The organism is Bifidobacterium sp. LH_230 (assembly GCF_056357555.1).
In genome coordinates, this window is sequence record NZ_JBKEWJ010000001.1 from 256,840 (window position 1) to 280,123 (window position 23,284).

General features: G+C 64.8%; 20 protein-coding genes and 1 tRNA gene. 14 read left to right on the forward strand and 7 right to left on the reverse strand.

All coding sequences use genetic code 11. From position 1 onward, the window contains the following. Positions 1 to 198: 198 nt before the first annotated feature. Together AC1A0G_RS00945 and AC1A0G_RS00950 are read right to left on the reverse strand one after the other, a co-directional pair. Entirely contained in the window at positions 199 to 501 is a 303-nt protein-coding gene (locus tag AC1A0G_RS00945) for a DUF7724 family protein (RefSeq protein ID WP_476526794.1), read from the reverse strand. 532 nt (positions 502 to 1,033) lie between these two features. Next, positions 1,034 to 2,098: a hypothetical protein gene (locus AC1A0G_RS00950; protein ID WP_476526796.1), complete on the reverse strand. Its 1,065-nt coding sequence runs from the start codon at positions 2,096 to 2,098 to the stop codon at positions 1,034 to 1,036. Between the two features lie 112 nt (positions 2,099 to 2,210). Between AC1A0G_RS00950 and AC1A0G_RS00955 the strand changes: the two genes are divergently transcribed. The 10 genes from AC1A0G_RS00955 (at position 2,211) to AC1A0G_RS01000 (ending at position 10,228) form a co-directional block, all read left to right on the forward strand. Further along, positions 2,211 to 2,765, forward strand: coding sequence for a GNAT family N-acetyltransferase (locus tag AC1A0G_RS00955; protein ID WP_476526798.1), 555 nt, complete (start codon positions 2,211 to 2,213; stop codon positions 2,763 to 2,765). 250 nt (positions 2,766 to 3,015) lie between these two features. After that, complete coding sequence (gene eno, locus AC1A0G_RS00960) at positions 3,016 to 4,314, forward strand: phosphopyruvate hydratase (RefSeq protein ID WP_163230630.1); 1,299 nt, start codon at positions 3,016 to 3,018, stop codon at positions 4,312 to 4,314. Positions 4,315 to 4,417: 103 nt separating this feature from the next. Next, complete coding sequence (locus AC1A0G_RS00965) at positions 4,418 to 5,053, forward strand: FtsB family cell division protein (protein WP_476526800.1); 636 nt, start codon at positions 4,418 to 4,420, stop codon at positions 5,051 to 5,053. Continuing rightward, the gene (locus AC1A0G_RS00970; RefSeq protein ID WP_476526802.1) at positions 5,050 to 5,637 is read left to right on the forward strand and encodes a DUF501 domain-containing protein; all 588 of its coding nucleotides are present in this window, start codon (positions 5,050 to 5,052) and stop codon (positions 5,635 to 5,637) included. The genes AC1A0G_RS00965 and AC1A0G_RS00970 overlap by 4 nt, the downstream gene beginning before the upstream one ends. Before the next feature lie 69 nt (positions 5,638 to 5,706). Next, positions 5,707 to 6,720: a Ppx/GppA phosphatase family protein gene (locus AC1A0G_RS00975; protein WP_476526804.1), complete on the forward strand. Its 1,014-nt coding sequence runs from the start codon at positions 5,707 to 5,709 to the stop codon at positions 6,718 to 6,720. Between the two features lie 76 nt (positions 6,721 to 6,796). Beyond that, positions 6,797 to 6,875: transfer RNA gene (locus AC1A0G_RS00980), tRNA-Leu, on the forward strand. A gap of 98 nt (positions 6,876 to 6,973) precedes the next feature. Further along, positions 6,974 to 7,540, forward strand: coding sequence for a 4-hydroxybenzoate polyprenyltransferase (locus AC1A0G_RS00985; protein WP_476526806.1), 567 nt, complete (start codon positions 6,974 to 6,976; stop codon positions 7,538 to 7,540). 133 nt (positions 7,541 to 7,673) lie between these two features. Then, positions 7,674 to 9,131, forward strand: a complete 1,458-nt coding sequence (locus AC1A0G_RS00990) for an L-serine ammonia-lyase (protein ID WP_476526807.1) — start codon at positions 7,674 to 7,676, stop codon at positions 9,129 to 9,131. Positions 9,132 to 9,232: 101 nt separating this feature from the next. Beyond that, entirely contained in the window at positions 9,233 to 9,634 is a 402-nt protein-coding gene (locus AC1A0G_RS00995; protein WP_214374631.1) for an FKBP-type peptidyl-prolyl cis-trans isomerase, read from the forward strand. Positions 9,635 to 9,748: 114 nt separating this feature from the next. Next, complete coding sequence (locus tag AC1A0G_RS01000) at positions 9,749 to 10,228, forward strand: GreA/GreB family elongation factor (RefSeq protein ID WP_476526808.1); 480 nt, start codon at positions 9,749 to 9,751, stop codon at positions 10,226 to 10,228. A 301-nt stretch (positions 10,229 to 10,529) separates the two neighbouring features. Here AC1A0G_RS01000 and trhA read toward each other — a convergent pair whose 3' ends face one another. After that, positions 10,530 to 11,435 (reverse strand): PAQR family membrane homeostasis protein TrhA, encoded by a 906-nt coding sequence (gene trhA, locus AC1A0G_RS01005; RefSeq protein ID WP_476526809.1) that lies wholly within the window; start codon positions 11,433 to 11,435, stop codon positions 10,530 to 10,532. A gap of 228 nt (positions 11,436 to 11,663) precedes the next feature. On the opposite strand from trhA, the gene AC1A0G_RS01010 reads away from it, so the two are divergent. Continuing rightward, entirely contained in the window at positions 11,664 to 13,151 is a 1,488-nt protein-coding gene (locus AC1A0G_RS01010) for a sensor histidine kinase (RefSeq protein ID WP_476526810.1), read from the forward strand. Between the two features lie 93 nt (positions 13,152 to 13,244). On the opposite strand, the gene AC1A0G_RS01015 is transcribed toward AC1A0G_RS01010, so the two are convergent. The 3 genes from AC1A0G_RS01015 to AC1A0G_RS01025 all read right to left on the reverse strand — a co-directional run bounded on the left by AC1A0G_RS01015 (position 13,245) and on the right by AC1A0G_RS01025 (position 17,114). Beyond that, on the reverse strand, positions 13,245 to 13,520 hold the full coding sequence (locus tag AC1A0G_RS01015; protein ID WP_163230610.1) for a WhiB family transcriptional regulator: 276 nt from the start codon (positions 13,518 to 13,520) through the stop codon (positions 13,245 to 13,247). A gap of 75 nt (positions 13,521 to 13,595) precedes the next feature. Beyond that, positions 13,596 to 15,476 (reverse strand): FtsK/SpoIIIE domain-containing protein, encoded by a 1,881-nt coding sequence (locus tag AC1A0G_RS01020; protein WP_476526811.1) that lies wholly within the window; start codon positions 15,474 to 15,476, stop codon positions 13,596 to 13,598. A gap of 201 nt (positions 15,477 to 15,677) precedes the next feature. Beyond that, positions 15,678 to 17,114 carry an LCP family protein gene (locus AC1A0G_RS01025; protein ID WP_476526843.1) on the reverse strand — a complete coding sequence of 479 codons (1,437 nt, stop codon included), beginning with the start codon at positions 17,112 to 17,114 and terminating at the stop codon, positions 15,678 to 15,680. A gap of 397 nt (positions 17,115 to 17,511) precedes the next feature. Here AC1A0G_RS01025 and AC1A0G_RS01030 point away from each other — a divergent pair, with 397 nt between their 5' ends. Genes AC1A0G_RS01030 through AC1A0G_RS01040 form a run of 3 tightly spaced genes read left to right on the forward strand, consistent with a single transcriptional unit; the run spans position 17,512 to position 22,631 of the window. Then, positions 17,512 to 17,811, forward strand: a complete 300-nt coding sequence (locus tag AC1A0G_RS01030; RefSeq protein ID WP_476526812.1) for a WhiB family transcriptional regulator — start codon at positions 17,512 to 17,514, stop codon at positions 17,809 to 17,811. 36 nt (positions 17,812 to 17,847) lie between these two features. After that, positions 17,848 to 21,102, forward strand: coding sequence for a glycosyltransferase family 2 protein (locus AC1A0G_RS01035; RefSeq protein WP_476526814.1), 3,255 nt, complete (start codon positions 17,848 to 17,850; stop codon positions 21,100 to 21,102). Then, positions 21,099 to 22,631: a DUF5719 family protein gene (locus tag AC1A0G_RS01040; protein ID WP_476526815.1), complete on the forward strand. Its 1,533-nt coding sequence runs from the start codon at positions 21,099 to 21,101 to the stop codon at positions 22,629 to 22,631. The genes AC1A0G_RS01035 and AC1A0G_RS01040 overlap by 4 nt, the downstream gene beginning before the upstream one ends. A gap of 72 nt (positions 22,632 to 22,703) precedes the next feature. On the opposite strand, the gene AC1A0G_RS01045 is transcribed toward AC1A0G_RS01040, so the two are convergent. Beyond that, positions 22,704 to 23,132 carry a metallopeptidase family protein gene (locus tag AC1A0G_RS01045; protein WP_476526817.1) on the reverse strand — a complete coding sequence of 143 codons (429 nt, stop codon included), beginning with the start codon at positions 23,130 to 23,132 and terminating at the stop codon, positions 22,704 to 22,706. Positions 23,133 to 23,284 lie beyond the last annotated feature (152 nt).

Sequence of the window (23,284 nt, forward strand, 5' to 3'; positions counted from 1 at the left end):
AACGTTGAAGGGCTGATGATGAACTCGTATCGATGGGTCTTCCTGATATCTTGAGGAATATGACGCGTTCTGCGACGGTCAGGATTTCTGATGCCGCGTCGCGAATGATGCCGACCGTTGAATGGCTGTGCGTGGTGTGCTGGTGGCCTCAGCAATGGCAAGTGCATCGCGATGTTTGTGTCAGGGGTCGAGGTCATATCAGGCCTGTGCTATCTCCACTTTCCTGATCGGCCGTAAAAATTGGTCGGCGTCGATATACAGATCGGCAAGCACTGATGCTAGGTCAATGTATTCTTCCTCGGGTTCGGCATTATGCCTGTATTCCGCGTACACGACAAGGTATCCGTTGTCCCATTGTCTGACATCGGTATACCGTTCCAACGAGTAGGGTGCGCGGAATCGTATGCGTGTCTTACCGTACTCAAACACAGTAAAACCGTTCTCTGCACTCAGATATGCGGTATGGTTTGTCTGCTGTGTGGCGCTTTCTGTCGCGTTCAAACTATCTCCTTCCGCTAATAGTGAGTGTTGGCCAGTGCTGATTCCGATTATAAGAGGAAAATGCTGATCATCCCAGATACCTTTGGTGCGATGCCTTCACGTTGTTTTGACTGACGAGGGCGTATTGCATGGTGGTATCTATCTTGACGTGTCCCAGCAGTTTTTTGCACCTGTTCGACTGGCATGTCGCGGTTAATGGCGTTGGTAGCCATAGTGCTTTGTCGGGCTTAGTGTGATAGGTTTTGACACTCCCTCAGTCGGCTTCGCCGACAGCTCCCTCAACCGAGGGAGCCGAGAATAAGCACGCGTCAGTTTAAGCCCGACAAAATAATAGTTTGACGGAACTTATGCGGATGGATACGGGGGTGAAGCTTCCTGCCAAGGGCGCGGAGCTGGCTTTCCGCAGAACAGATGGCAATGCGATCGTGGTTGCCGCTGAGACTGACGAATAGTGCGGGATTATCGTCGCCGCGACCTTGCAGTGATTGTGGGGCAAGAATCTGTTGGTTCTTGCCCCACAATCAGCCGTGACTCAGCCGATCTTGTCGAAGCGGAATCCGCCGGCGGCCTTGGTGTCGTTGGTCGGGGTGAAGCGAATCCAGCTTTTCTCGCCGGCGTCGGTGACGGTCATGTCGATGGTGTCGCTCGCCACGCCGTCCGGCGTACAGCTGATCGTCTGGTGCTGCGTGCTCGCTTCGTCGACGGTCAGTTCGGCGTCGAAGCCGCCGGTGCCGGAGCAGACCATCGTCAGCCGGTATTTGCCGACCGGCACCGGGGCCAGCGACATGATGGCGGTCGCGGCCGGCGGCACGGCATCGCCGTTCTTGTCCACGGTAGTGGTCGACCACCACGACGCCTTCGACGAATTGACCACATCGGCATCGTCGTCGTGTTCCACGTCGTCATCGAATCCGACCGCCTGATTGACGGCGGCCATGCGCTTGACATCGTCGTCGCTGACCGGCTCGGACACGGTCAGCTTGTGCTCGTCCGCGACGCCGAGCTTGACGGCGATCGCAGCGGACAGCGGGAACGAGCCGTCCGCGTTGCGGATGTTCGTCGGCGTGTTCCGCTCGGCGTCCTTCACCTCGAACGTGCTGAGCGCGGGCGTCAGCTGCGCGTACGTGCCGTCGTGGTAGGAGAGGAAGAACACGTACTCGCCGCCGACGGCGAGCTTGCCGGCACCGGAGCCGGAGGCGGTATAGCCGTGCATGCTGATGACGTCTCCGGATTGCTGCAGTCCGTCCGTGGAATCCGCGTCGTTGCCGTTGATGGCGCCGAGCACTTCGGCTTTGATCGTGGTGTCGTATCCGTCGTCCTGCGCCGGCGGTTCGGAGCACGAGACGATGCGCGCGTAGACGATCCGGTCGGATGACGCCGTCAGATCCTCGATCGTGTCGAACCACTGCCAGTCGTATTGCACATGCTCGTCGCGTCCTTTGCATGTGGTGCCGGCGGTCGTGCCGGTCTGTGATGGCGTGGTGGATGGCGGGGCGGACGGCGTGCCGCAGCCGGCAAGTCCCGTGCACAACAGTGTCGCGGTCAGTGCGGCGACAGTACGGACGATGCGTGATGGGCGTGCGGTGAGGTTGTTCATGACGACTCCTTTGTCCCGCGGAACCCGGTATGGGTCCTTCTTGTCTTCCATTGTCCGCCGTCCGCCGTGCTGATGCGAGCGTCTGTAATGCCGAGCATTACACTGGACGGTTATGAACAACGAACCCGATGACGTGATCAACGAAGTCTCCGGAAGCGTCGACGGCGGCGAACCGCAGCCCGCCGCGGACGGCGCGCACATCCGCCGCGCCGAGACGCGCGACATCCCGCAGCTGCACAAGCTCCTGCGCGAGGTGCTGGAGGTCCACCACCGGGGCCGTCCGGACCTGTTCAACACCGGCGTCACCAAATACACGGACGACGAACTGGCCGATATTCTCTCAAATGACGAGACCCCGGTGTTCGGCATGTTCGCCGCCGACGACGCGACGCTGTACGGCTACGCGTTCTGCATCTTCGAACGGCACGAGAACAGCCATATCCTCACCGACATCACGACGCTGTACATCGACGACATCTGCGTGGACGAGTCGGCCCGCGGCCGGCACGTCGGCACCGCACTGTACCGGCACGCGCTCAATTTTGCGCGCCGGTCCGGCTGCTACAACGTGACGCTCAACGTGTGGTCGTGCAATCCGGGGGCACAGGCGTTCTATGAGCGTATGGGACTCAAACCATATAAGATCGGCATGGAGCAGATCCTGTAAGAGCGGACGGCCGCATAGATACGGCGATCCGACCGGTTCTCGGGCGTAGTGCGAACGATGTGACACGTAGGCGCGGGTGCAGGCATACGGGGCGCATATGAACGGGATATGAATGGCCGGTAACCGCCAGTATGGCGGAGCCGCAATGATGTGAGCGCTCACATAATCGTGTCGCGTCATCTTGCGCGTCGTCCACAAAGCCCGGTATTCTTAAGGCTGTCATCACAACCTATACGTTAAAGGAGTAGTTGTGGCAGCAATTGAAAGCGTGTACGCGCGTCAGATTCTCGATTCCCGTGGCAACCCGACCGTTCAGGTCGTCCTCGACACCGAAGACGGCGCCCGCGGCCTGGGTCTGGTCCCGTCCGGTGCTTCCACCGGTGAGGCCGAGGCTTGGGAGCGTCGCGATGGCGACAAGTCCGTCTACGGCGGCAAGGGTGTTCTGAACGCGGTCAAGGCCGTCAACGAGGAGATCGCTCCGAAGGTCATCGGCATGGATGCCTCCGACCAGCGCGCTCTCGACGACCTGATGATCGAGCTCGACGGCACCCCGAACAAGGGCCGTCTGGGCGCCAACGCCATCCTCGGTGTCTCCCTGGCTGCCCTGTACGCCGCCGCCGAGTCCGCCGACGAACCGCTGTACCGCTACATCGGCGGCACCAACGGCCACATCCTGCCGGTTCCGAACATGAACATCATGAACGGCGGCGCCCACGCCGACTTCGCGACCGACATCCAGGAGTACATGATCTCCCCGTACGGCTTCGACTCCTACTCCGAGGCTCTGCAGGCCGGCGTCGAGGTCTACCACACCCTGAAGAACGTCCTCAAGAAGCAGGGCCTGAACACCGGCCTCGGCGACGAGGGCGGCTTCGCCCCGAAGATGAAGTCCAACAAGGACTCCCTGAACTACATCATGGACGCCATCTCCGCCGCCGGCTACGAGCCGGGCAAGCAGATCGGCATCTCCCTCGACGTCGCCTCCTCCGAGTTCTACAACAAGGAGACCGGCAAGTACCACTTCGAGGGTGACGAGCGCGACTCCCAGTACATGCTCGACTTCTACGAGCAGCTCATCGAGGAGTACCCGATCGTCTCCATCGAGGATCCGTTCAACGAAGAGGGCTGGGAAGACTGGACCGCCATCACCAAGCTGCTCGGCGATCGTCTGCAGTTCGTCGGCGACGACCTGCTGGTGACCAACCCGGCTCGTCTGGCCAAGGCCATCGAGCTCGGCGCCGCCAACTCCCTGCTGGTCAAGCTCAACCAGATCGGCACCGTCACCGAGACCCTCGACGCCATCGAGCTGGCCACGGCCAACGGCTACACCTCCATGGTCTCCCACCGTTCCGGCGAGACCCCGGACACCACCATCTCCGACCTCGCGGTTGCCAAGAACACCCGCCAGATCAAGACCGGTGCCCCGGCCCGTGGCGAGCGCGTTGCCAAGTACAACCGCCTGCTGGAGATCGAGGAGGAGCTCGGCTCCACCGCGAAGTACGCCGGCTACAGCGCGTTCAAGGCCTGCAAGAAGTACCTGGCCAAGTGAGCCTGTGCCGAACCGTTCATGAGACTCCGCGTTTCGTGAAGGTCGCGTAGCGTTCGATACCCGTCACATTCCCAGTCGAATGTGACGGGTATTTTTGTTGCCTATGAGATCACGATCGAATCCCGGCACATCCCGTGGCGCGGCCGGCAAAGCCAAGACGACGGCCACAACGCGGAACGGTCGCACATCCCAACCCACGGCGACCCGTCGGCGGACCGCCAAGGCGAAAACCCGCAGCAGCGGTCCGATCGTGTTCTTCATCGCGCTGTTCATCGTCGCCTTGGGCGCCATCCAGCTGCTGTCCACGTTCTACACGTACGCGATCAGCGTGTCCGAACTCAACGGACTCAAGCGCGAGGAGGCCGCACTCATCGCGAAAAAACAGGATCTCGAAAACGAGATCGCCCGCTGGAACGACAAGGCCTACGTGGCCGCGCAGGCCCGCGAGAAACTCGGATTCGTCTTCCCCGGCGAACAGGTCGTCCACGTGCTGCATCCGGAGGCGGTAACCGGCTCGACCCACAGCGAATCCAAGGATTCGGACACCGACGGCGACAGCGAGAAGAAAACCCTGCCGTGGTACAGCGAACTTGCGTACTCGTTCGAACAGGCCGACACCAAGTCGGCTGACAAGACTGCGGACAGCGGTACCGGCAAGACATCCAACGACACCAGCAAGAACACCACCGACGGCGCAAACGGCACCGACGGCACGACAACGGAGGAACAACAGCAGTGACGAACCAAGACGAGATCATCCAGCAGGCCAAAACCCTGGTGGACCGTTGCCTGAACGATCCCGCCACCGACCATGACATCACCATCGTCGAACGTCAGCTCGGACGCTACCCGCGCGGCATGGTCGCGGTCGGCGCGCGCTGCGTATGCGGTCGTCCGCTCGCCGTCGTGACACGTCCGGTGCTGCCGGGCGGCATCCCGTTCCCCACCACCTGCTACCTGACCAGCCCGGAAGCCGTCAAAGCCGTCTCTCACGTGGAAGCGAACGGCGTGATGGGCGAATACAACGAACTGCTCGCCGCATCCGACGAAGCGGGGGAGCGGCTGCGTGCCGACTACCGTCGCGCGCATGACCTGTACCTCGCCTTCCGGCACGAGCTGGCCGAACGATTGGGCGACAGCGAAGAGCATATCGCCGGCATCAGCGCGGGCGGCATGCCCGTGCGCGTCAAGTGCCTGCACGCGTTGCTCGCGCAGACTCTCGTGATGGGCGCCGGCGCGAACCCGATCGGCGACATGACCCTGGCCCGCATTGCCGACGAATTCGATCCGACCGTATGCCGGTGCGCGGTCGACGCCGAGTAAGCCAGTCCGACTGCGTGACGTGCGAGAGCCGGATCGCGTGAACCAGACAGTGCAAGGAAAGGAAGTTCGATGAGCGACGAACAGCGTTCGGTGACCGTGGCCGGCATCGACTGCGGCACCAATTCGATCCGTTTGAAGATCGCGCGGGTGGACGAACACGGCATGCACGACATCGTGCCGCGCACGTTGCGCGTGATCAGGCTTGGACAGGATGTCGACAAGACGCACCGCTTCGCCGACGAGGCGCTGGAACGGGCCTACGCGGCGGCCACCGAGTTCGCCGCGATTCTCGCCCAGCATCAGGTGGACGGACTGCGGTTCGTCGCGACCTCGGCCACGCGCGATGCGGACAACCGCGAGGAGTTCGAGGACCGCATCGAACAGATCCTCGGCGTGCGCCCCGAAGTCATCCCTGGCACCGAAGAGGCCGACCTGAGCTTCCTCGGCGCGACCAGCGTCGTGCCGCGCGGCGATCTGCCCGCGCCGTTTCTCGTGGTCGATCTCGGCGGAGGCTCGACCGAACTCGTGCTCGGCGGCGACGGCGCGACCGCGCCCGACACGCAGGTGCAGGCCGCGTATTCGATGAACATCGGCTCGGTGCGCATGACCGAACGTCACCTGCACACCGACCCGCCGACCGAAGACGAGATCGCCGGGGCGATCGCCGACATCGACGAACACATCGACGAGGCGTTCCGCACGGTGCCGGCCGGCAGGACGCGCACGATCATCGGCGTGTCGGGAACCGTCACCACGATGACCGCGCTCACGCTCGGCCTCAAGGAATACGATCACCGGGCGGTCGACGGCGTGCGCGTGCGCAACGAGGATGCCTATGCGGTGGACGACCGGTTCCTGCGCATGACCCGTGCCGAGCGCCGCGAATACAAGACCATCCACCCCGGGCGCATCGACGTGGTGGGCGGCGGCGCGCTCGTCTGGAACCGCGTGCTCGCCAAGGTGTCCGCAGCCGCGGCCGCCGACCACGGCGAGCCGATCGACTCGTTCGTCGCCAGCGAGCACGGTCTGCTCGACGGCATCGTGCTCGACTACGGCCGACGGCTGCTCGCGCAACGAGCCTGACGACGGCGGACGCCGCTTGTCGGCATCCGCCGAAAGATGGCGTACAATAATACGGTTGGCTTGTTCATGGGCCAACGCCCCTGTGGCGAAATGGTATACGCAGTCGACTTAAAATCGATCGCTTCGGCTTGCGGGTTCGAGTCCCGCCAGGGGCACCTTATCCAATCGGAAACACGGCGTTTTCTTTTGGCCGGTAGACTGGCCGGCGTTGTTGCCGGACGGCTGTGTGCAGCCGGGGAGTAAAGGAACGGATATGGCCGGTTGGTTGGATGTACGCCGTGAATCGAAGGACTCGCTGCCCACGATGCTGGTGCAGGCGATCGTCATCGCCGTCGCGTTGTGCATATGCGAGCTGGTCAGCGCCCCGATCTACGTGAAGATGGCCGGCGGCGCGTTCAACGCCCTGCCGTGGGTCCTCGTCGCATGCCTGTTCGCCGCCGCGTTCTCCTACACGGTCGGATTCGTGCTGCTGTGGACCGTCGAATCCTTGACCGACCGGCTGACCATCCCCAAACTGCTGCCGTTCGTCTACGCCCTGGCCGGACTGATCGGATTCGCCGCATGGGGATACGCCGTGTTCCCCGCCGTCATCGACTCGATCATCACCCCAGCGAACGGCGTCTCGCTCACCGCGGCCGCCAAACTCGGTATCGGCGTCAACTGCGCGGCCGCCGGTTTCGTCTCCTTCTTCTTCGGCGCGATCCTGCCCGGCAAACTGGCGAGCCGACGCACCGCGGTCATCGCGGCCGGCGTCGTGACGCTCGTGCTTGCCGTCCTCGGCGGCGTCATCTACGGACTGACCCTGTCCGCACTGTCCTGACCGGCCGTCGGCATACGGCCGACCGTCGTCTCATATCGCTCGGATACCCGCCGCACAAAGCCGTCACCCTACTCAAACGTGACGTCGCGGCATTGCGACATCGCGATACAAACCGCCGCTATACTTGCAGCTGATGTTCAGTATTCTCGATATGTTCAAAATCGGCGTCGGACCGAGTTCGTCCCACACCGTCGGCCCGATGGCCGCCGGAGCGCGCTTCGCGTCCTCGCTCGAGCAGACCGGCGTGCTCGGGAGGGTGGCGCGCATCCGCGTCGTCCTGTACGGCTCCCTCGCCCTGACCGGACTCGGCCACGGCACCGACCGCGCGATCATGGCCGGACTCGAAGGCGGGCTGCCGGCCACCGTCAACACCGATCACGTGCTCACCATCCGTCAGGAATGCGAAGTGACCGGCACGCTCGACCTCGCCGGCCGTCATCCCGTCGCATTCGACTACGAGCGCGACATCGTCTTCGAACGCTGGCAGCGCATGGCCGCACACCCCAACGGCATGCGGTTCCAAGCCTTTGACGCCGCCGGCAACCGCATCGACGAACAGGTCTGGTATTCGATCGGCGGCGGATTCATCCGCCAAGGCCATGCGAATGACCTCATGATCGGCATCCACGACCGTCCGCCGGCAGGCACCTCGTTCGCGGACGGCGACGAATCGTCCTCCACCGACTTCGGACCCGGCACCCCCTACGACTTCACCACCGGCGACCAGCTCGTCGCGCTGTGCCGGGAGCACGACCTGTCCATCGCCGAACTCGTCTGGGCCAACGAAACGGCCGTCCGCCCCGCCGACGACGTGCGCGCCGATTTGCTCAAGGTCTGGCACACCATGCGCGACTGCGTGTCCAACGGCTGCACCAGCCAGCTCGCCGTGCTGCCCGGCGGACTTGACGTGCCGCGCCGCGCCCCGAAAATGTACGCGCGGCTCGCCGCCAACAGCGACGTGCTCAAGCGCAGTCACCGACTCGACGCCGCGCTCGAAGCCTCCGACGCCGCATGGGTGGACCTGTTCGCGCTCGCCGTCTCCGAGGAGAACGCCGGGGGAGGGCGCATCGTGACCGCCCCGACCAACGGTTCGGCCGGCATCATCCCCGCCGTCCTGCAGTACTACTGGCATTTCGTCGACTCCGCGAACGAGGACGGCGTGGTCACGTTCCTGCTGACCGCCGGCGCGATCGGCTACCTGTTCAAACGCAACGCGTCGATCTCCGGTGCGGAGGTCGGCTGCCAGGGCGAGGTGGGCGTCGCCTGCTCGATGGCGGCGGCCGGCCTGTGCGCGGTGATGGGCGGCACGCCGGCGCAGGTCGAGAACGCGGCCGAAATCGGCATCGAACACAACCTGGGACTGACCTGCGACCCGGTGGGCGGACTCGTGCAGATCCCGTGCATCGAACGCAACGCGATGGCCGCGAACACCGCCATCAACGCGGTGCGCATGGCCATGCTCGGCGACGGTTCGCACATCGTCAGCCTCGACCAAGCCATCAAGACCATGAAGGACACCGGCGAGGACATGATGGCCAAGTACAAGGAGACCTCGGAAGGCGGCCTCGCCGTCAACGTGGTCGAATGCTGACACGGCCGGGGCGGCGTTGCGGCGACTGTCGCGCCCGCGGTTGCGTGCCCGCGCGTCGGCGGGTATCCTCGTGTACATTGTGCGTCACTAAGGAGGAACACATGGCGAATATGCCCAAGGTCAACGCCGAATTCGGCGCCGCTCCGGTCATCGAATTCGAAGGCGAGGCTCCGGCCGGACTCAAGGCCGTGGAACTGGTCGAAGGCGACGGCCCGATGGTGCGTCGCGGCGACACCGTGACCGTGAACTACCACGGCGTCGTCTGGGGCAAGTCCGAGCCGTTCGACTCGAGCTTCGACCGTCACCAGCCGGCCAGCTTCGGCATCGGCGTCGGCCAGGTCATCAAGGGCTGGGACCAGACCGTGCCGGGCCACAACGTTGGCTCCCGTCTGGTCGTCTCCATCCCGCCGGAGTACGGCTACGGCTCGCGTGGCGTCCCGCAGGCCGGTATCGGCGGCGGCGACACGCTCGTGTTCGTGATCGACATCATCTCGACCCGCTGACCTTCACGGGTTCCGTTCGATCGCGTTTCGCCCGAAACGTGGACGCGCCGGCGCAAGTCGGCGCTTTTTTCGTACGATACAACATCGTTGGCAGACTTTGACCAAGGAGGACACATGGCTGAAGAGAAAGTCGTCCCGCTCACGCAGGACGCCTACGACAAGCTGAAGAACGAACTCGCCTACCGCGAAGGCCAGTACCGCGACGAGATCACCAAGCGCATCGCCGCGGCCCGCGCCGAGGGCGATCTGTCCGAAAACGGCGGCTATCAGGCCGCCCGCGAGGAGCAGAGCAAGAACGAGGGCCGTATCAACGAGCTGATCGTCAAGCTGCGCAACGCGAAGATCGTCGAGGCTCCGAAGGCCGGCATCGTCGGCAACGGCTCGCTCGTGACGATCGAACTCGCCGGCAACGAGATGACGTACGTGCTCGGCGCGCGCGACATGGCGTCCGTCACCGAATACGACGTGCTGAGCGAGGATTCGCCGATCGGCAAGGCCATCATGGGCGCGAAGGCCGGCGACACCGTCAGCTACCAGGCCCCCAACGGCCGCACGATCAGCGTGACCGTCAAGGAAGCCAAGCCGCTCGAGTAAATCTCGGCTGATCGTCTGGATATATATGCGAACGTCCCGTTCTATGCATGCTGTTGGTGCGTGGAACGGGACGTTCGCATATCTTGCATGTATAGCGAATAGCTGGTGCTGGCCGGTGGCTGGTCGATCACGTTGGGTGTGTCACCCCCTCAGTCAGCTTTGCTGACAGCTCCCCCTTCAGGGGGAGCAAATGACGAGGCGGCGGAATGGTGGCAGCTCCCCTTTCAGCAAATACTAAAGGAAACGGACAACCCCGATCCTCGGACCTTGCGTCCCCTTCAGAGGGAGCAAATGCAGACGGTCAATGCCACAGGCTGACGATCACCATGTAGATGGCAACCATGTGGCACGCGTATCCGGCGACGGTGCCGGTGTGGAAGATCTCGTGGAAGCCGAACACGCGCGGCCACGGATCGGGCTTGCGCAGCCCGTATACGATCGCGCCGGCGATGTAGCACGCGCCGCCCGAGCCGAGCAGGATCACCACGGCCGGCCCCGCGTACGGCGACGTCCAGAACAGGCTCATGAACGCCACGCCGGACACGCCGAACACGATGTACACGATCACGTACAGCCAGCGCGGCGCGCCGATCCAGATCACGTGGATGACGAGCGCCACCAGCGTGCATATCCACATGCCGGCGATGATCGCGTTGCGCCAGCGCGGCGCGAGCGCGAACGAGACGGGCGTGTAGGTGCCGGCGATGAGCAGGAAGATGTTCATGTGGTCGATGCGCCGCAGCACGTCGGTGACGCGCGGCGACCAGTCGCCCAGATGATAGGCGGCCGAATTGCCAAACAGGACCAGCGAGCAGGTCATGAACACGGCGCACGCCCATTTGAGGCCGGCGCCCTGCGCCAGACAGATCAGCACGATGCCGGCCGCCAGCGCGAGCGGCGCGGTCACGGCATGAATCCAGCCACGCAGCAGCGGCTTCGGGCGACCGTGCACGTCGAGGCGGATCTTGCGTTCGACTTCGGCGGGGGAGATGCCTTCGAGCCGGGCGGCGCGGGTCTCGGCCTTGGCGATCACGGACAATGCGTGCTCTTCTCCGCGGCGGCGGATGCGTTCGGCCTTGGCCTGCGCCTTGACGCGCACCGCGTCGGCCTTGGCCTTGAGCGCCGCCTCCCTCGCCTTGGTCGCGGCGTCGCGCGCCGCCTGTATCGCCGCGCGTTTGCGGGCGACTTCCTCCTCGGAGACTGCCATGATTCCTCCCCGTCATCATTCGCCGGCACGTCCGTCCGGCTGTCCACTATCATCTTAACCTACGCTAACGTAACCTACGTTAACGTAAGTTGTATTTTTGTCAAGAAACGCCGGTCGCGTGGTCGCGATTCGATCCGACGACGACCGCCGGCATGACGGTTCGGCGTTCGGCATGTTCGTGCCGGTTCGCGTCGGACGAACGGCACGGCATTGCGTATGATGGACGGCATGGCAGATTTCACACAAGTACTTGCAACGCGGCCCGACTTCGACAGCGCCGATCGAGAATGGCTGCATCATCTGGTGGCCGACTGGCAGGTCATCGCCGACCTGAGCTTCGCCGACCTGCTGCTCATCCTGCAGAACGGCAACGGGGAATACGTGGTGGCCGAACAGTGCCGTCCGTCCACGGTGGCGACGCTGCGCGCCGAGGACGTGGTCGGCAAGCCGGTTCCCGAGGACATGATCGGCGAACTCGACGCGGCGATGCGTTCGGCCGTCGTGTTCCGCTCCACCGTGCTGCGCAGCGTCGGCAAATCCACGGTGTGCAACGTGTACGCGCCGGTGCGCCACAACGGCAAGACGCTCGGCCTGGTGGTGCGCGAAACGAATATGGCGACCCGCGAATCCAACGGCCGCAACGAGTCCGAAAGCATCAACGCCGGCAAGCAGCTCTACGAGATGATCCCGCGCGGCCAGTTCCCGTACATGGATTCGGTGATGAGCCAGCGACACAACGCGCGCGTGGCCGACGGCTTCATCGTACTGGCCGCCGACGGCGTGGTGCGCTACGCCTCGCCGAACGCGATCAGCTGCTTCCGCCGTCTCGGCTCGCTCGACCCGATGCAGGGCAAGCTGCTGAGCGAAGTCGGCACCCAGCTGCTGCATGAGAACGACCCGCTGCCCGAATCCCTGCCGCTGGTCCTGAGCGGCAAGGCGGCCGTGGACTCCGAACTCAACGCGAACAACTCCGCCGTATCCATGCGCTCCATGCCGTTGTTCGACGCGAACGGACGTACCGGCGCGATCGTGCTGTGCCGCGACGTGACCGAGCTGCGCCGGCGCGAGCAGGAGCTGCAGACCAAGGACGCGACGATCTCCGAGATCCACCACCGAGTCAAGAACAACCTGCAGGCTGTCTCCGCGCTGCTGCGTCTTCAGGCGCGCAAGACCAAGTCGGAGGAGGTCAAGAAGGAGCTGGAGGAGGCCCAGCGCCGCGTGCAGACCATCGCGATGGTGCACGAGGGCCTGAGCCAGACCGCCGACGAGATCGTCGACTTCGACAAGGTGATCTCCAACCTGCTCAAGATGAGTGTCGACCTGGCCACGATGCGAGACCAGCACATCAACATCGAATACGTCGGCCAGTTCGGCATGATGCCCGCGCAGGACGCCACGCCGCTGTCGCTCGTGCTCACCGAGCTCATCACCAACGCGGTCGAACACGGTTTCGAGGGGCGCAAGGAAGGCCACATCGTGATCTCCGTGGGCCGTTCGGGCGCGAACCTCAACGTGGTGGTCGAGGACGACGGCTCGGGCCTGGCCAACGAGGAAAGCCACGGCATGGCGCGTTCCTCCGGTTCCGGACTCGGCACGCAGATCATCAACACGTTCGTCACCAACGACTTCGGCGGCAGCGTGCGTTGGGAGCCGCGCCGCGAGGGCGGCACGCGCGTGGTGCTCGAGATGAAGCTGCGCGCGGCGCAGGAGGAGTAACCTCGCAGGATGCGAAAAAGGCCTCGGAACCCAAATGGGTTCCGAGGCCTTCTATGTTTGTCGCGGTTGCTTGCGGCGGTGACGCCGGCGCGATCAGAGGTTCTGCAGCGCCTGCGAACGGCGGGCGCGCATCGCGCGACGCTTCAGGGCGCGGCGCTCGTCCTCGCTCAGACCGCCCCACACGCCGTAATCCTGATTGGTGTCCAGCGCGCACTTGAGGCATGCGTCGATCACCTTGCAGGTGCGGCACACGGCCTTGGCCTCCTCGATCTGCTGGTATGCGGCTCCCGTGTTGCCCACCGGGAAGAACAACTCCGGATCCTTATCACGGCATGCTGCCTTGGCACGCCAGTCAAAAGCACTGCTCATCGTCTCGCCTTCCTTGAGACCCATCGGGTCCTGAATGAAATCCATTACACAGATAACCACGAACCATACGACTTTTCAAGGGGTTTCGCCAACGGATTGCAAAAGGAAGCATTGCACCGGCATGGCGCGGCCCTTCTCCAGCAATACGGCACGGCCCGGCGTGTCCAGATCGTCATGGGAGAGCCGGGCGAGAACGTCCGAGGGAATGCCGTCCATCAGATCGGCGGAACGGTCGCCGGTCGGAAACACGATCCGCGTCGTGCAATGCTCCGGCACCCGCACATGCCGCGACGAGCGCACGGCGAAGATCACCGTCGTCGCGGCGTCCTGCAACGCCCGATGGAAATCCGCGTGCGAATCGTCCATGCCGAGCGGATCAAGCAGCATATCCGCATCGTCGACCAGCCAGACGGCGTGTGCCGGAGCCGGCGGGGGAGCGGAGAATGGCGGCGAAACGCCCGTGGCCGTGCCGCAGCTTACCGTACGCGTGACCATGCGGCGGCCGGATCGACGGCCGCATCGCAACGCGACGCCGTCCACAGATCGCAGCATGCGTTCGATCACCGCCAGCAGCATCGTCTTGCCTCGGCCATGCTGGCCGATGATCGCGACATTGCCGTCTCCCAATCGAAGCACTGCCGTATCCAACGTGACGCCGTTGTCCGCAAGGCCGAACGGCACGACTATCCGACCGGTACCCATACCGATCCGCGCACCCGGCATGTCTGCCGTCTCCGATTGCGGCAGCGGCACCGACCGTGGCAATGGCGGACTGAACAGTTGCGTGGCCGCAGGCAGCCCGTGGAACCGTTGCGCCGCGCATACGGCGTCCGCCAGCGCGTCGATGTCCCGCACAAGCGCGCATATGAACGGATGCAGCGACTCCCCGTCGGCGCAGTAGGCCGCGCCGGGCGTCGCCGGGCCGATCGAAGCGGCAAGGGACGAGCCGAGCAGTTCGGTCGACTGCATCGCGTCGCGCACTCGCAGACAGATGTTGACCGCGATGTTCGCCTTCATGTCGGCGCTGACCTGACCGGACGGATTCTGCGTGCACGCCACCAGATGCATGCCCAGCGACCGGCCAAGCGCCGCGATGCGCACCAGTCGGTCGACATAATCCGGCAACTGGCTGCGCAGCGCGTGGAATTCGTCCACGACGATCATCAGTCGCGCGGGAGGCGAGTCGAGCTGGCCGATGTCGCCGGCGTGATGCTCGGCTACCAACCGTTCGCGCCGGCGCAGCTCATGCTCCAATGACGCCAGGGCGCGCGTCGCATGGGCGAGATCCAGATCACATACGTTGCCGACCACATGCGGCAGCCGCGCCAGCCGGTTGAACGCGGAGCCGCCCTTGAAATCGAGGAACACGAAATTGAGCCGGTCGGGCGGATTGCGGCACGCCAACGCCATGCACCATGTCTGCAACAGCACCGATTTGCCTGATCCGGTCGTGCCCGCGACCAGCGCATGGGGACCGTGCCGCGTCAGATCCAATCGGAACGGCCGTCCATCGGTTCCCAAGCCAAGCAGCGCCTCCATACCGGTCTCGCTCAGCCATGCGCGCACGATATGCCGCCACAGGATCGGCTCCTCGGCCGGCGCCGGCAAGGCGAGCGTCTCCCACGCGGGGCAGTCGACCGACATGAAATCCGCGAGACCTTCCCGTCCTGTGCCATCGGACATGTTCGTCCCGCGTCTGTCTGCGTCGGTCGTCGGCATCGCGCCATCATCGGCGCGCCGACGCGACACCGACAGCAGCATCGACGCGAGACAGCCGATCAGACCGGGCACCGTCATCATGGCGAACAGCCATCGTCCATCGACGGCCATCACCGCGAACATGATCGCCTGCGTCGCGGCGGGTGCCGCGGCGGCGATCAACGCCAGACGATCGTATGGGAACCGTCTGCGCCGCTTCGATGCGGGGTCATGCCGTGTGCGTGATGAGTCTGCCATATGCCGAGTGTGCCGTCAGCCTGCGGCATGTGCAAGCCAAACCGAGGTATGTGGTCAAACGGTCACTCGACGGCGTGTCGCAGCGAAAACCGCACATTGGCAGCGCAACCATGCACGCATCGCGGACAATCATGAACAAACGAGCACAAGCCGTCCACAGACACGCAGTCATACCGGCCACAAACAACGCGGCGGCGCTCGTCAGCTTTCCGCGAGCGTGCCCACCTCGCCGGCCGCATGCTTGCCGGACGCCAACTGGCTGAACAGCTCGGTGTTCGCGTTGTCGTCCAACAGCACCGACGAACCGACCCCATCGACGTAATAGTCGGGATTCGACCAGTACAGGCTGCCGGTCACGCCGCTGCCGCCGGTCGCATCCCGGAACGCGAACGCCATCGACGCCAATGTGGCCGGATTCGTATCCTCGTCCACGGTCAGCGACGCCAGCCCGGCGTTCATCAGCTTGACGACCTTGGCCGGGTTGAGCAGGGTCGCCGGGCTCAGCGTCTTCTTCATCACCGCGGCGATCACCTGACGCTGGCGCGCCGCACGGCCGAAATCGCCCTGCGCATCCGAATAGCGCATACGGGAGAACGCCAGCGCCGTCGTACCGTCCGCATCATGGCATCCGGCCGTCCACTTCAGTCCGGAATACGCGTCGTCCACGGTCTGGTCATAGCACAGGTTCACGCCGCCGACCGCATCGACCAGATCCTTCAGACCGCCGAACTGGATCTCGGCCACATGGTCGATCTTCTGGCCGGTGATCTGCTCGATCTCGCTGGTCAACGCCTTGTTGCCATACACCTGCGCCACCGAATTGATCTTCATGTACTGGCCTTCGACCTCGACCAGCGAATCGCGCGGCACCGAGATCAGCGAACTCGGCCCGTTCTTCGGCTTGGTGAGCACCAGCAGCGTGTCGGTACGGAATCCGGTCACCGTCTGATCGTCGGCTCCGGCGACGCCCGCGGTGTTGTCGCGTTTGTCCGAGCCGACCAGCAGCCATGAGATCGCACCGGACGAATCCGCCATGCTGGTCAGCCATTTGTCGCGGCCGATCTTCGCATCGACCCAGTTCCAAGTGCCGAACACCAGCAGGATGATCGCGGCGATCAGCACCGCGAACGTGACGGCGACGATGTGCGCGGGCCTGTGTTTGCGCACATGCGTTCGGTGGTTCCCGTTTGGCAGGGGAGTGGCGGCGCGGGAACCGTTCGGCTGCCGGTGTCCTCCGGAGAATGAGGACGGTGCGGATGCGGGGCGATCGTATTGCGCGGCGCCGGCATGGGACGCGGGACGCGATGCCGAGGAAGGTCGATATGCGGCGGAGGAACCCGCACTGCTGGTCGAGCCGGAGGAGCGGCGGGCCGACCGGGCAGCGGATGATGCAGGTGCGTAGCTTGCCGGTTGGCCGACGGGCGCGGGGCGGGCCTGCGGGGATGCCGCGGGCGCCGTGGCACGGGAACGTTGCGCCACAGACGGGGAGAACGATGGCGGGGCTCCGGCGTTTGCGGAGGACGGCCGGGCTGAGGACGATGCCGGCTGCGACGCCGCGGCGGCCGGTCCCTGTTCGGGACGGGTCGCGCGACGCCTATGGGAAGGCGGGGTGAAACTCGGGGGAGTCGCCTGACCCATATCGTCCTTGCCGTCAACCATCGTGATAGTGTCCTTACGTCGAAATCGTGCACATCGCCATGCGCGGTCATGTCATTGCGTGGCGGCCGCATTCATGGCACTGAGACACCACTTTGACACAGGGGCACGGCAAACCGGCCCTATGCGGCCGAATCCTGCGCAGGAACGGCACAATGAACATGGCGTGCAGCGGCTGCAAATCGGCCAAGAACCCCCATCCGGCGTACCTCCACGCGTCGCCGCATCGCGCATCGCGCCGCCAGGACGGCCGATAGCACATGCGACGGCACATCAACGGTAATGACACGGCTTTTATGATCGGATGATTTGACAAATTCCAAGTCGCATGTGTGTAATTTAACGGTTGACCATAAGTTCATCGGTAAGGAGGAGACGAATGTGGGGCGTCGTCGATGATTCCGCCGAAGAAGCGTGGAAGGAACTGTGGGGGCTGTTCCACACGGACGAGGACCTGTCGTGGCAGCACAAGGCGTTGTGCTCGCAGACCGATCCGGAGGCGTTCTTCCCCGAAAAAGGCGGTTCGACCCGTGACGCCAAACGCGTGTGCGCGCAATGCGAGGTACGCGCCCAATGCCTTCAATGGGCCATTGACCACGACGAACGATTCGGCATCTGGGGCGGCATGAGCGAACGCGAGCGCCGCCGATACAAGAAGGAGCACAGGGAGCAGGCCTGAACGGGCGCTTCCGCATCCATGCGTACACTGGAAACCATGAATTCCACAGGCAGCAGCGACATTCAACAGACACTGGCATCACTGTTGGCGGCACGACCCTATTCCCATCGGCAAACCGTGGACCCCGCGCTCGCGGCGGCCATCACCGTCGAACGGGACCTGAGGTTCTTCCCCGACACGATGAGCGCGGTGCTCGCGCAAACCGTGCTGCCCGGACTCATCGTCATCATCGACTGCGGCGGCGGCACCAAGCAGCCGGTCACGACCAGCTTCGAAGTCATCCCCGCGCCGGCAGGACCATTGCAGTCCATGCCGGACGCCCAAACCGTCGAAATCCGCATCATTGCGGTCAAAGGGGCGACCTCGTTCGCCGACGCCGTCACCAAGGGCATGTCCCGCGCGGGACTGCCCGCGACCGTGACCGCATGGTGGCTGCTGCACGACGATTCACGCCCCGCGGACGACGACTGCCTCGCCAGACTCGCCGACGCATGGCGCAACAATCCTGCCGCCTCGCTGCTGGGAGCCAAACAACTCGACTGGCAGGCGCACGACCTGCACGACGTCGGCCTGTACGCCGCGCACCACCGTCTCGAATCATTGGTCGTCGACGGCGAAGAAGACCAGGAACAGTACGATTCGCGTCAGGACGTGTTCGCCGTGTCCCTCGCCGGCGCGCTGCTGCCGGTGCACACGCTGCACGACATGGAAGGCATCAACCGCTGGTTCACCACCTATGGCGAATCGGCTGACTTCTGCCGGCGCATCTGCCTCGACGGCGGTCGAGTCGTCGTCGTGCCCGCCGCACGCATCGCCCACCGCCGCGCACGATACGAAGGCATCCGCACCCGCGGCGGCGAACCGGTCGAAGACCGCACGCGCCTCAACTCCTCAATGGCCGTGATGAGCGCGGCCCAGCGCTACCTGTACACCGACATCCGCATGCTCTGGTGGCCGCTGCTGTGGCTGTGGCGGTTCGTGCGAGCCTTCGGCATGGCCCTGTCGCAACTGTTCTCCAAGCGCCCCTACGCGGCATGGTGCGAACTATGCCTGCCATGGAAGGCGCTGATCGCCATGCCCAAAGCCATATCGGCGCGTCGCCTCGTCGCCCGGCACAGCACCGTCGCGATGAATCGGCTCAACACGCTCAGCGTCACCCGCCAGCAACTGGACCAGTGGAAAGACCGTGCCCAGGCGCTCGAAGACCAGCACCACACCGTCCTGCTCAGCCCGCTGGCGCGCGCCCACCTGCGCCGTCAACGTGCACGCCGGTGGGGACTGGCAACGGCAATGGCCCTGATCGCATTCCTCGCCATCGCCATCGCCTACCGCGACTCGTTCACCGCCGCGTTCGCAGCCGGCGCATCCCTGTCCTCCGACCAGCTCCTGCCCACCTCCGCCAGCTTCGGACAACTCGCCCAAGCGGCCACCACCCCGTGGGTCTTCGGAGCCGGCACCGGCATACCGGCGCCGCCTGCGCCATGGCTGCTCGTCTGGCTTGCCGCATCCATCATCACCATCGGCCACCCCGCAGCCGCGCTCACCGCGATCTTCTTCACCGCAGCCCCCCTGGCCGCGCTTTCGTTCTGGGCGCTCGCCGGCATCTTCACCCGTTCGAACGGCGTGCGCGTCACCACAGGACTGCTCTGGGTATCCCTCGCCATCGCCACCGGACTATTCGACACCGCCAACCTGCCCATGCTCACCGTCATGGTCTTCATGCCGGCCGCCTTCGCCTTCGCGTTCCGCGCAGTCGGCATGTACCGCACCGAAGACCAGCTGCACCCGCACAAATCCGTCCAATCCGCGGCCGTCGGCTCCCTGTGCTTCATCCCCGTCGTCGCGGCCGAACCGCAACTGCTGCTGCCTCTCATCGCCAGCTTCCTTGTGTTCCTGCTGTTCGTGCGACGTCACCGCATCATGCTGCTGCTCATGCCGGTGCCAGCCGCCTTCGCCGTCGCCCCCACGCTCGTCAACTCGATCAAATACGCCCACGAAGGCGCATGGAGGCAGCTCTTCGGCGACATGACCGTCCCCTCGACCACCACCAACGGCACACCCGCCGGCACCAACCTGATCGACGTGGCCGAACAGGCCTTCGCGTCCGAATTCGACGCCACCGCCATCACCCAAGGCCACGCCACGCCTGCCGCCGTCATGACCATGACGGTGCTGGCCATCATCCTCATCCTCGCCGTCGCCTCGCTCGCACTGCCCTTCGCTTTGCGCGCCTCCCGCCTCATGTGGGTCACCAGCATCACCGGCGGTCTGCTCACCCTTGCCGCAAGCCGCATCGCCATCGCCGCGGACACGCAAGGCAGCCTCGCCGCATCCATCCTGCCCGGCTTCATGATGACGATGCTCGGCCTGATCTCCTGCGTCTGCCTCGTCGCCGGAGCCGCGGTCAAACGATTCGTGCCGCTGCGCCGATCCATCACCGTCGAACAGGACGGCCATCCCATGCCCGACAGTCCGATCCGCCGGGCGCTCGCCAACGGCATGGACTCCGATCTTGCGGTGGACGCCGCCGACCACAAGCCGGTCGCCGTACGCATCGGCCGCGCACTGCTGATCGCGGCGCTCGCCGTATCGGTCGTCGCGGCCGGCTGGGCCGGGCTGAGCCACAGCGAACGACGCAGCGTGCGCATCTCCGGCTCCGGACTGCCGATGGCGGCCTCCGACTATCTGGCCCAAGGCGCGGACCATCGCATCCTCGCCCTGCACGCGACGTCGAACAACACCGTCGAATTCACGGTGATGCGCAGCGCGAGAGGCGACCTCGTCGACAGCTCGCCGGCGCAGCGGGTGCGCCTCGCGCTCGACAACGGAACAGGGACCACGGCCGGAGCCTCGAACACGGCTGACGGCGATGCCGGCAACACCGACGCATCGGCCAACACGAACGCGGATCAGATCCTCGCCCAGGCCGCGGCCAAACTGCTGGCCGGATCGGACGCACAGTCCATCCACGACATCAGCCAGCTCGGATTCGGCGGCCTGTTCGTCGCCGTCGACCCGGCCGATGACGCGGACAGCGCCGCGCAACGGCTGGTAAGCAACGTCACCGCATCGGAAGGCACGCAGTCGGTCGTCGCCGCCGACAACGGCACGTATTACCGGCTGACCATCAACAGCGCGGACAGCCAGAACATCGACACCTCATGGCAGCGGCGCGCGCAGTCCAGCCACTGGCGGTACGCATGGCTCACCTGCCTCGGCGTGATCGTCGCACTGTACTGTCTGGTCGCACTGCCGCACCGCACCTATCGTTACTCCGGGGAGGAAGCATGAGCGAACAAGCACCACGCCATCGCGCCGCACGTACCGGACTGACCGTCGCGGCAGCGGCCGCCACCATGCTGATCGTCGTGGCGATGTTCGCGGCCATGCTGATCGTCAAGCCGTTCTCCGGACTCGTCGACCAGACCGGTTCCAAGGGAACGGCCGTATCCCAGACCGTCAGCCAGCTGCAGTCGATCGCATACTGTCCGGCACGAATGAGCCTTGCTGACAGCGACTCCTTCGGCGACAGCGAATTCCACGTGTCGGCCGGCGACATCACCTCCTCGGCACGCTACGCCGCGTTCGGCTCCGTCTACCGCTCGACCGTGAACACGCTCGCCGGCACGGCGGACGACGTCACGCTCGGCAGCAGCCAGGATCAGGATTCCGATGTGCTGACCGCATCCGGCGACGTGAACGACTCATCGTCACTGGTCACGACCCGTCTGCTCGAATCGAAATCCGGCACCGGCACCGCGGCGGCCATCGCGTCACGGGCCACCGACGGCGATCTGAAAGGCGTTTCCGCCGCGTCCTGCATCAGCCCGTCGCTCGATCACGCGTTCCTGCTGCCGGACACGAAAACCGGCACCACGCAGCAGCTCGTCATCGCCAACCCGTCCAACAAATCCACCACCGTGCAAGTGCGGGCGTGGGGCACCGAACGCAGCGGCCGACTCAACCTGTCCACGGCGGAGGGCATCACCGTCAAGGCCGCCGGCGAAACGACGGTCGACCTGTCCGCGGCCGCGCCGAACCAGAACGGACTGTACGTGACCGTCGCCAGCAAGCAGACGCCGGTCGCCGCGGTGGTCAGAACCGTGACGATGGACGGGCTGACCTCGGCCGGCTCCGAATACGCGACGCCGCTTGCCGCGGCCGGAACATCGGCGATCATCCCGTCCGTGGAGGAGGGGGAGCAGACGACGTTGTTCGCGTTCGCGGCGAAGCAGTCCACGGCCTCGCTGTCGTGGGTCACCGACAAGGGACTGGTATCGATCGGCGACAAGTCGGTCGAAGCCGGCAAGGTCACGGTGATCGATCTGGGCAAGGCCCCCGACGGAGCACTGGCTTTGGCCAGCACGTCGGATGAACGGGTATCGGTGATGGTGCGCGCGACACGGACCGGCAAGGACGGACAGCGCGACTTCGCGTTCGGCTCGGCCGCCGGCTCGTCTGCGGCTTCGGCCATCGCGATTCCCGATCGGCTTGACGCGACCGTCACGGTGGCGAACACGGGTGCGGACCATGCCAGCGGTACCATCAAGGCATATGATGACTCCGGCAACCTCGTCGGCCAGCACGACATCGATCTCGACAAGAACATGGCGACTTCGCTGGACATCGCCGACATCGCGCGCGACGCGGCGATTGTGCGGCTCGACGTGAGCGATGGCGACCTGACGTGGGGTGCGACGCTCACCAGCCCGGACGTCGACGACGCGCGGGCTGCGGGCGTCGCCTACCTGCCGGCGAGCGCGCTCGACGCGGTCACCGAACAGATCTGGGCCAGCCAGAACCCGTTCATCGTGCGCTGAGCGGGCGAAGCCGTGATCGGCTGTGATGTGGCGGGCCGGGGGCTATCGGCCGATCACATCACAGTCCCCGGATCACAGTCCCCAGTCCGGATCGATTTCCTCCGGCCGACGCCCGTACAGGTCCGCGATACGGCCCACCAGCTCGTCGCGGATGATCAGCTGCATGTCCATGCGGCTCGTGGCCATCGTCTGAATCGGCATGCGGTACAGCACGATGCGGGCCGGCACGCCGTGCGACGCCGGGAAATACTGCGAGTTCAGGTTCGGTTCCGGCTCCCACGGCGCTGGCTGCGACGGCGGCACATCCTCCACGGCGAACTGCACCGGTTTGATGAGCTGCGGCCATGCGCCGTTGAGCCGTCTGAGCTGCGCGGCCACCATGTCGTCGAACATGCCGCTGCGGGTGCGGTAACGGGGCAGACGGGTGCCGAACATGGGCGTGCGCGTGCCGCGGCCGTGACGGTTGCGGTACACGGGGGCGTTCCAGGGAGCTTCGATCATGCCTTCCACCATAGGTCAAGGCAACGGCATTGCCTGGCATCGAGGTGCCTCATTTGAAAATGAGCGCGTAATCCGGAGTGGTGCCTCACCTGTGGTGAGCGTGAAATCCTAGTCCGCGTCGGCTTGTGGGGTTTCGTCGTCTTCCGGTTCGA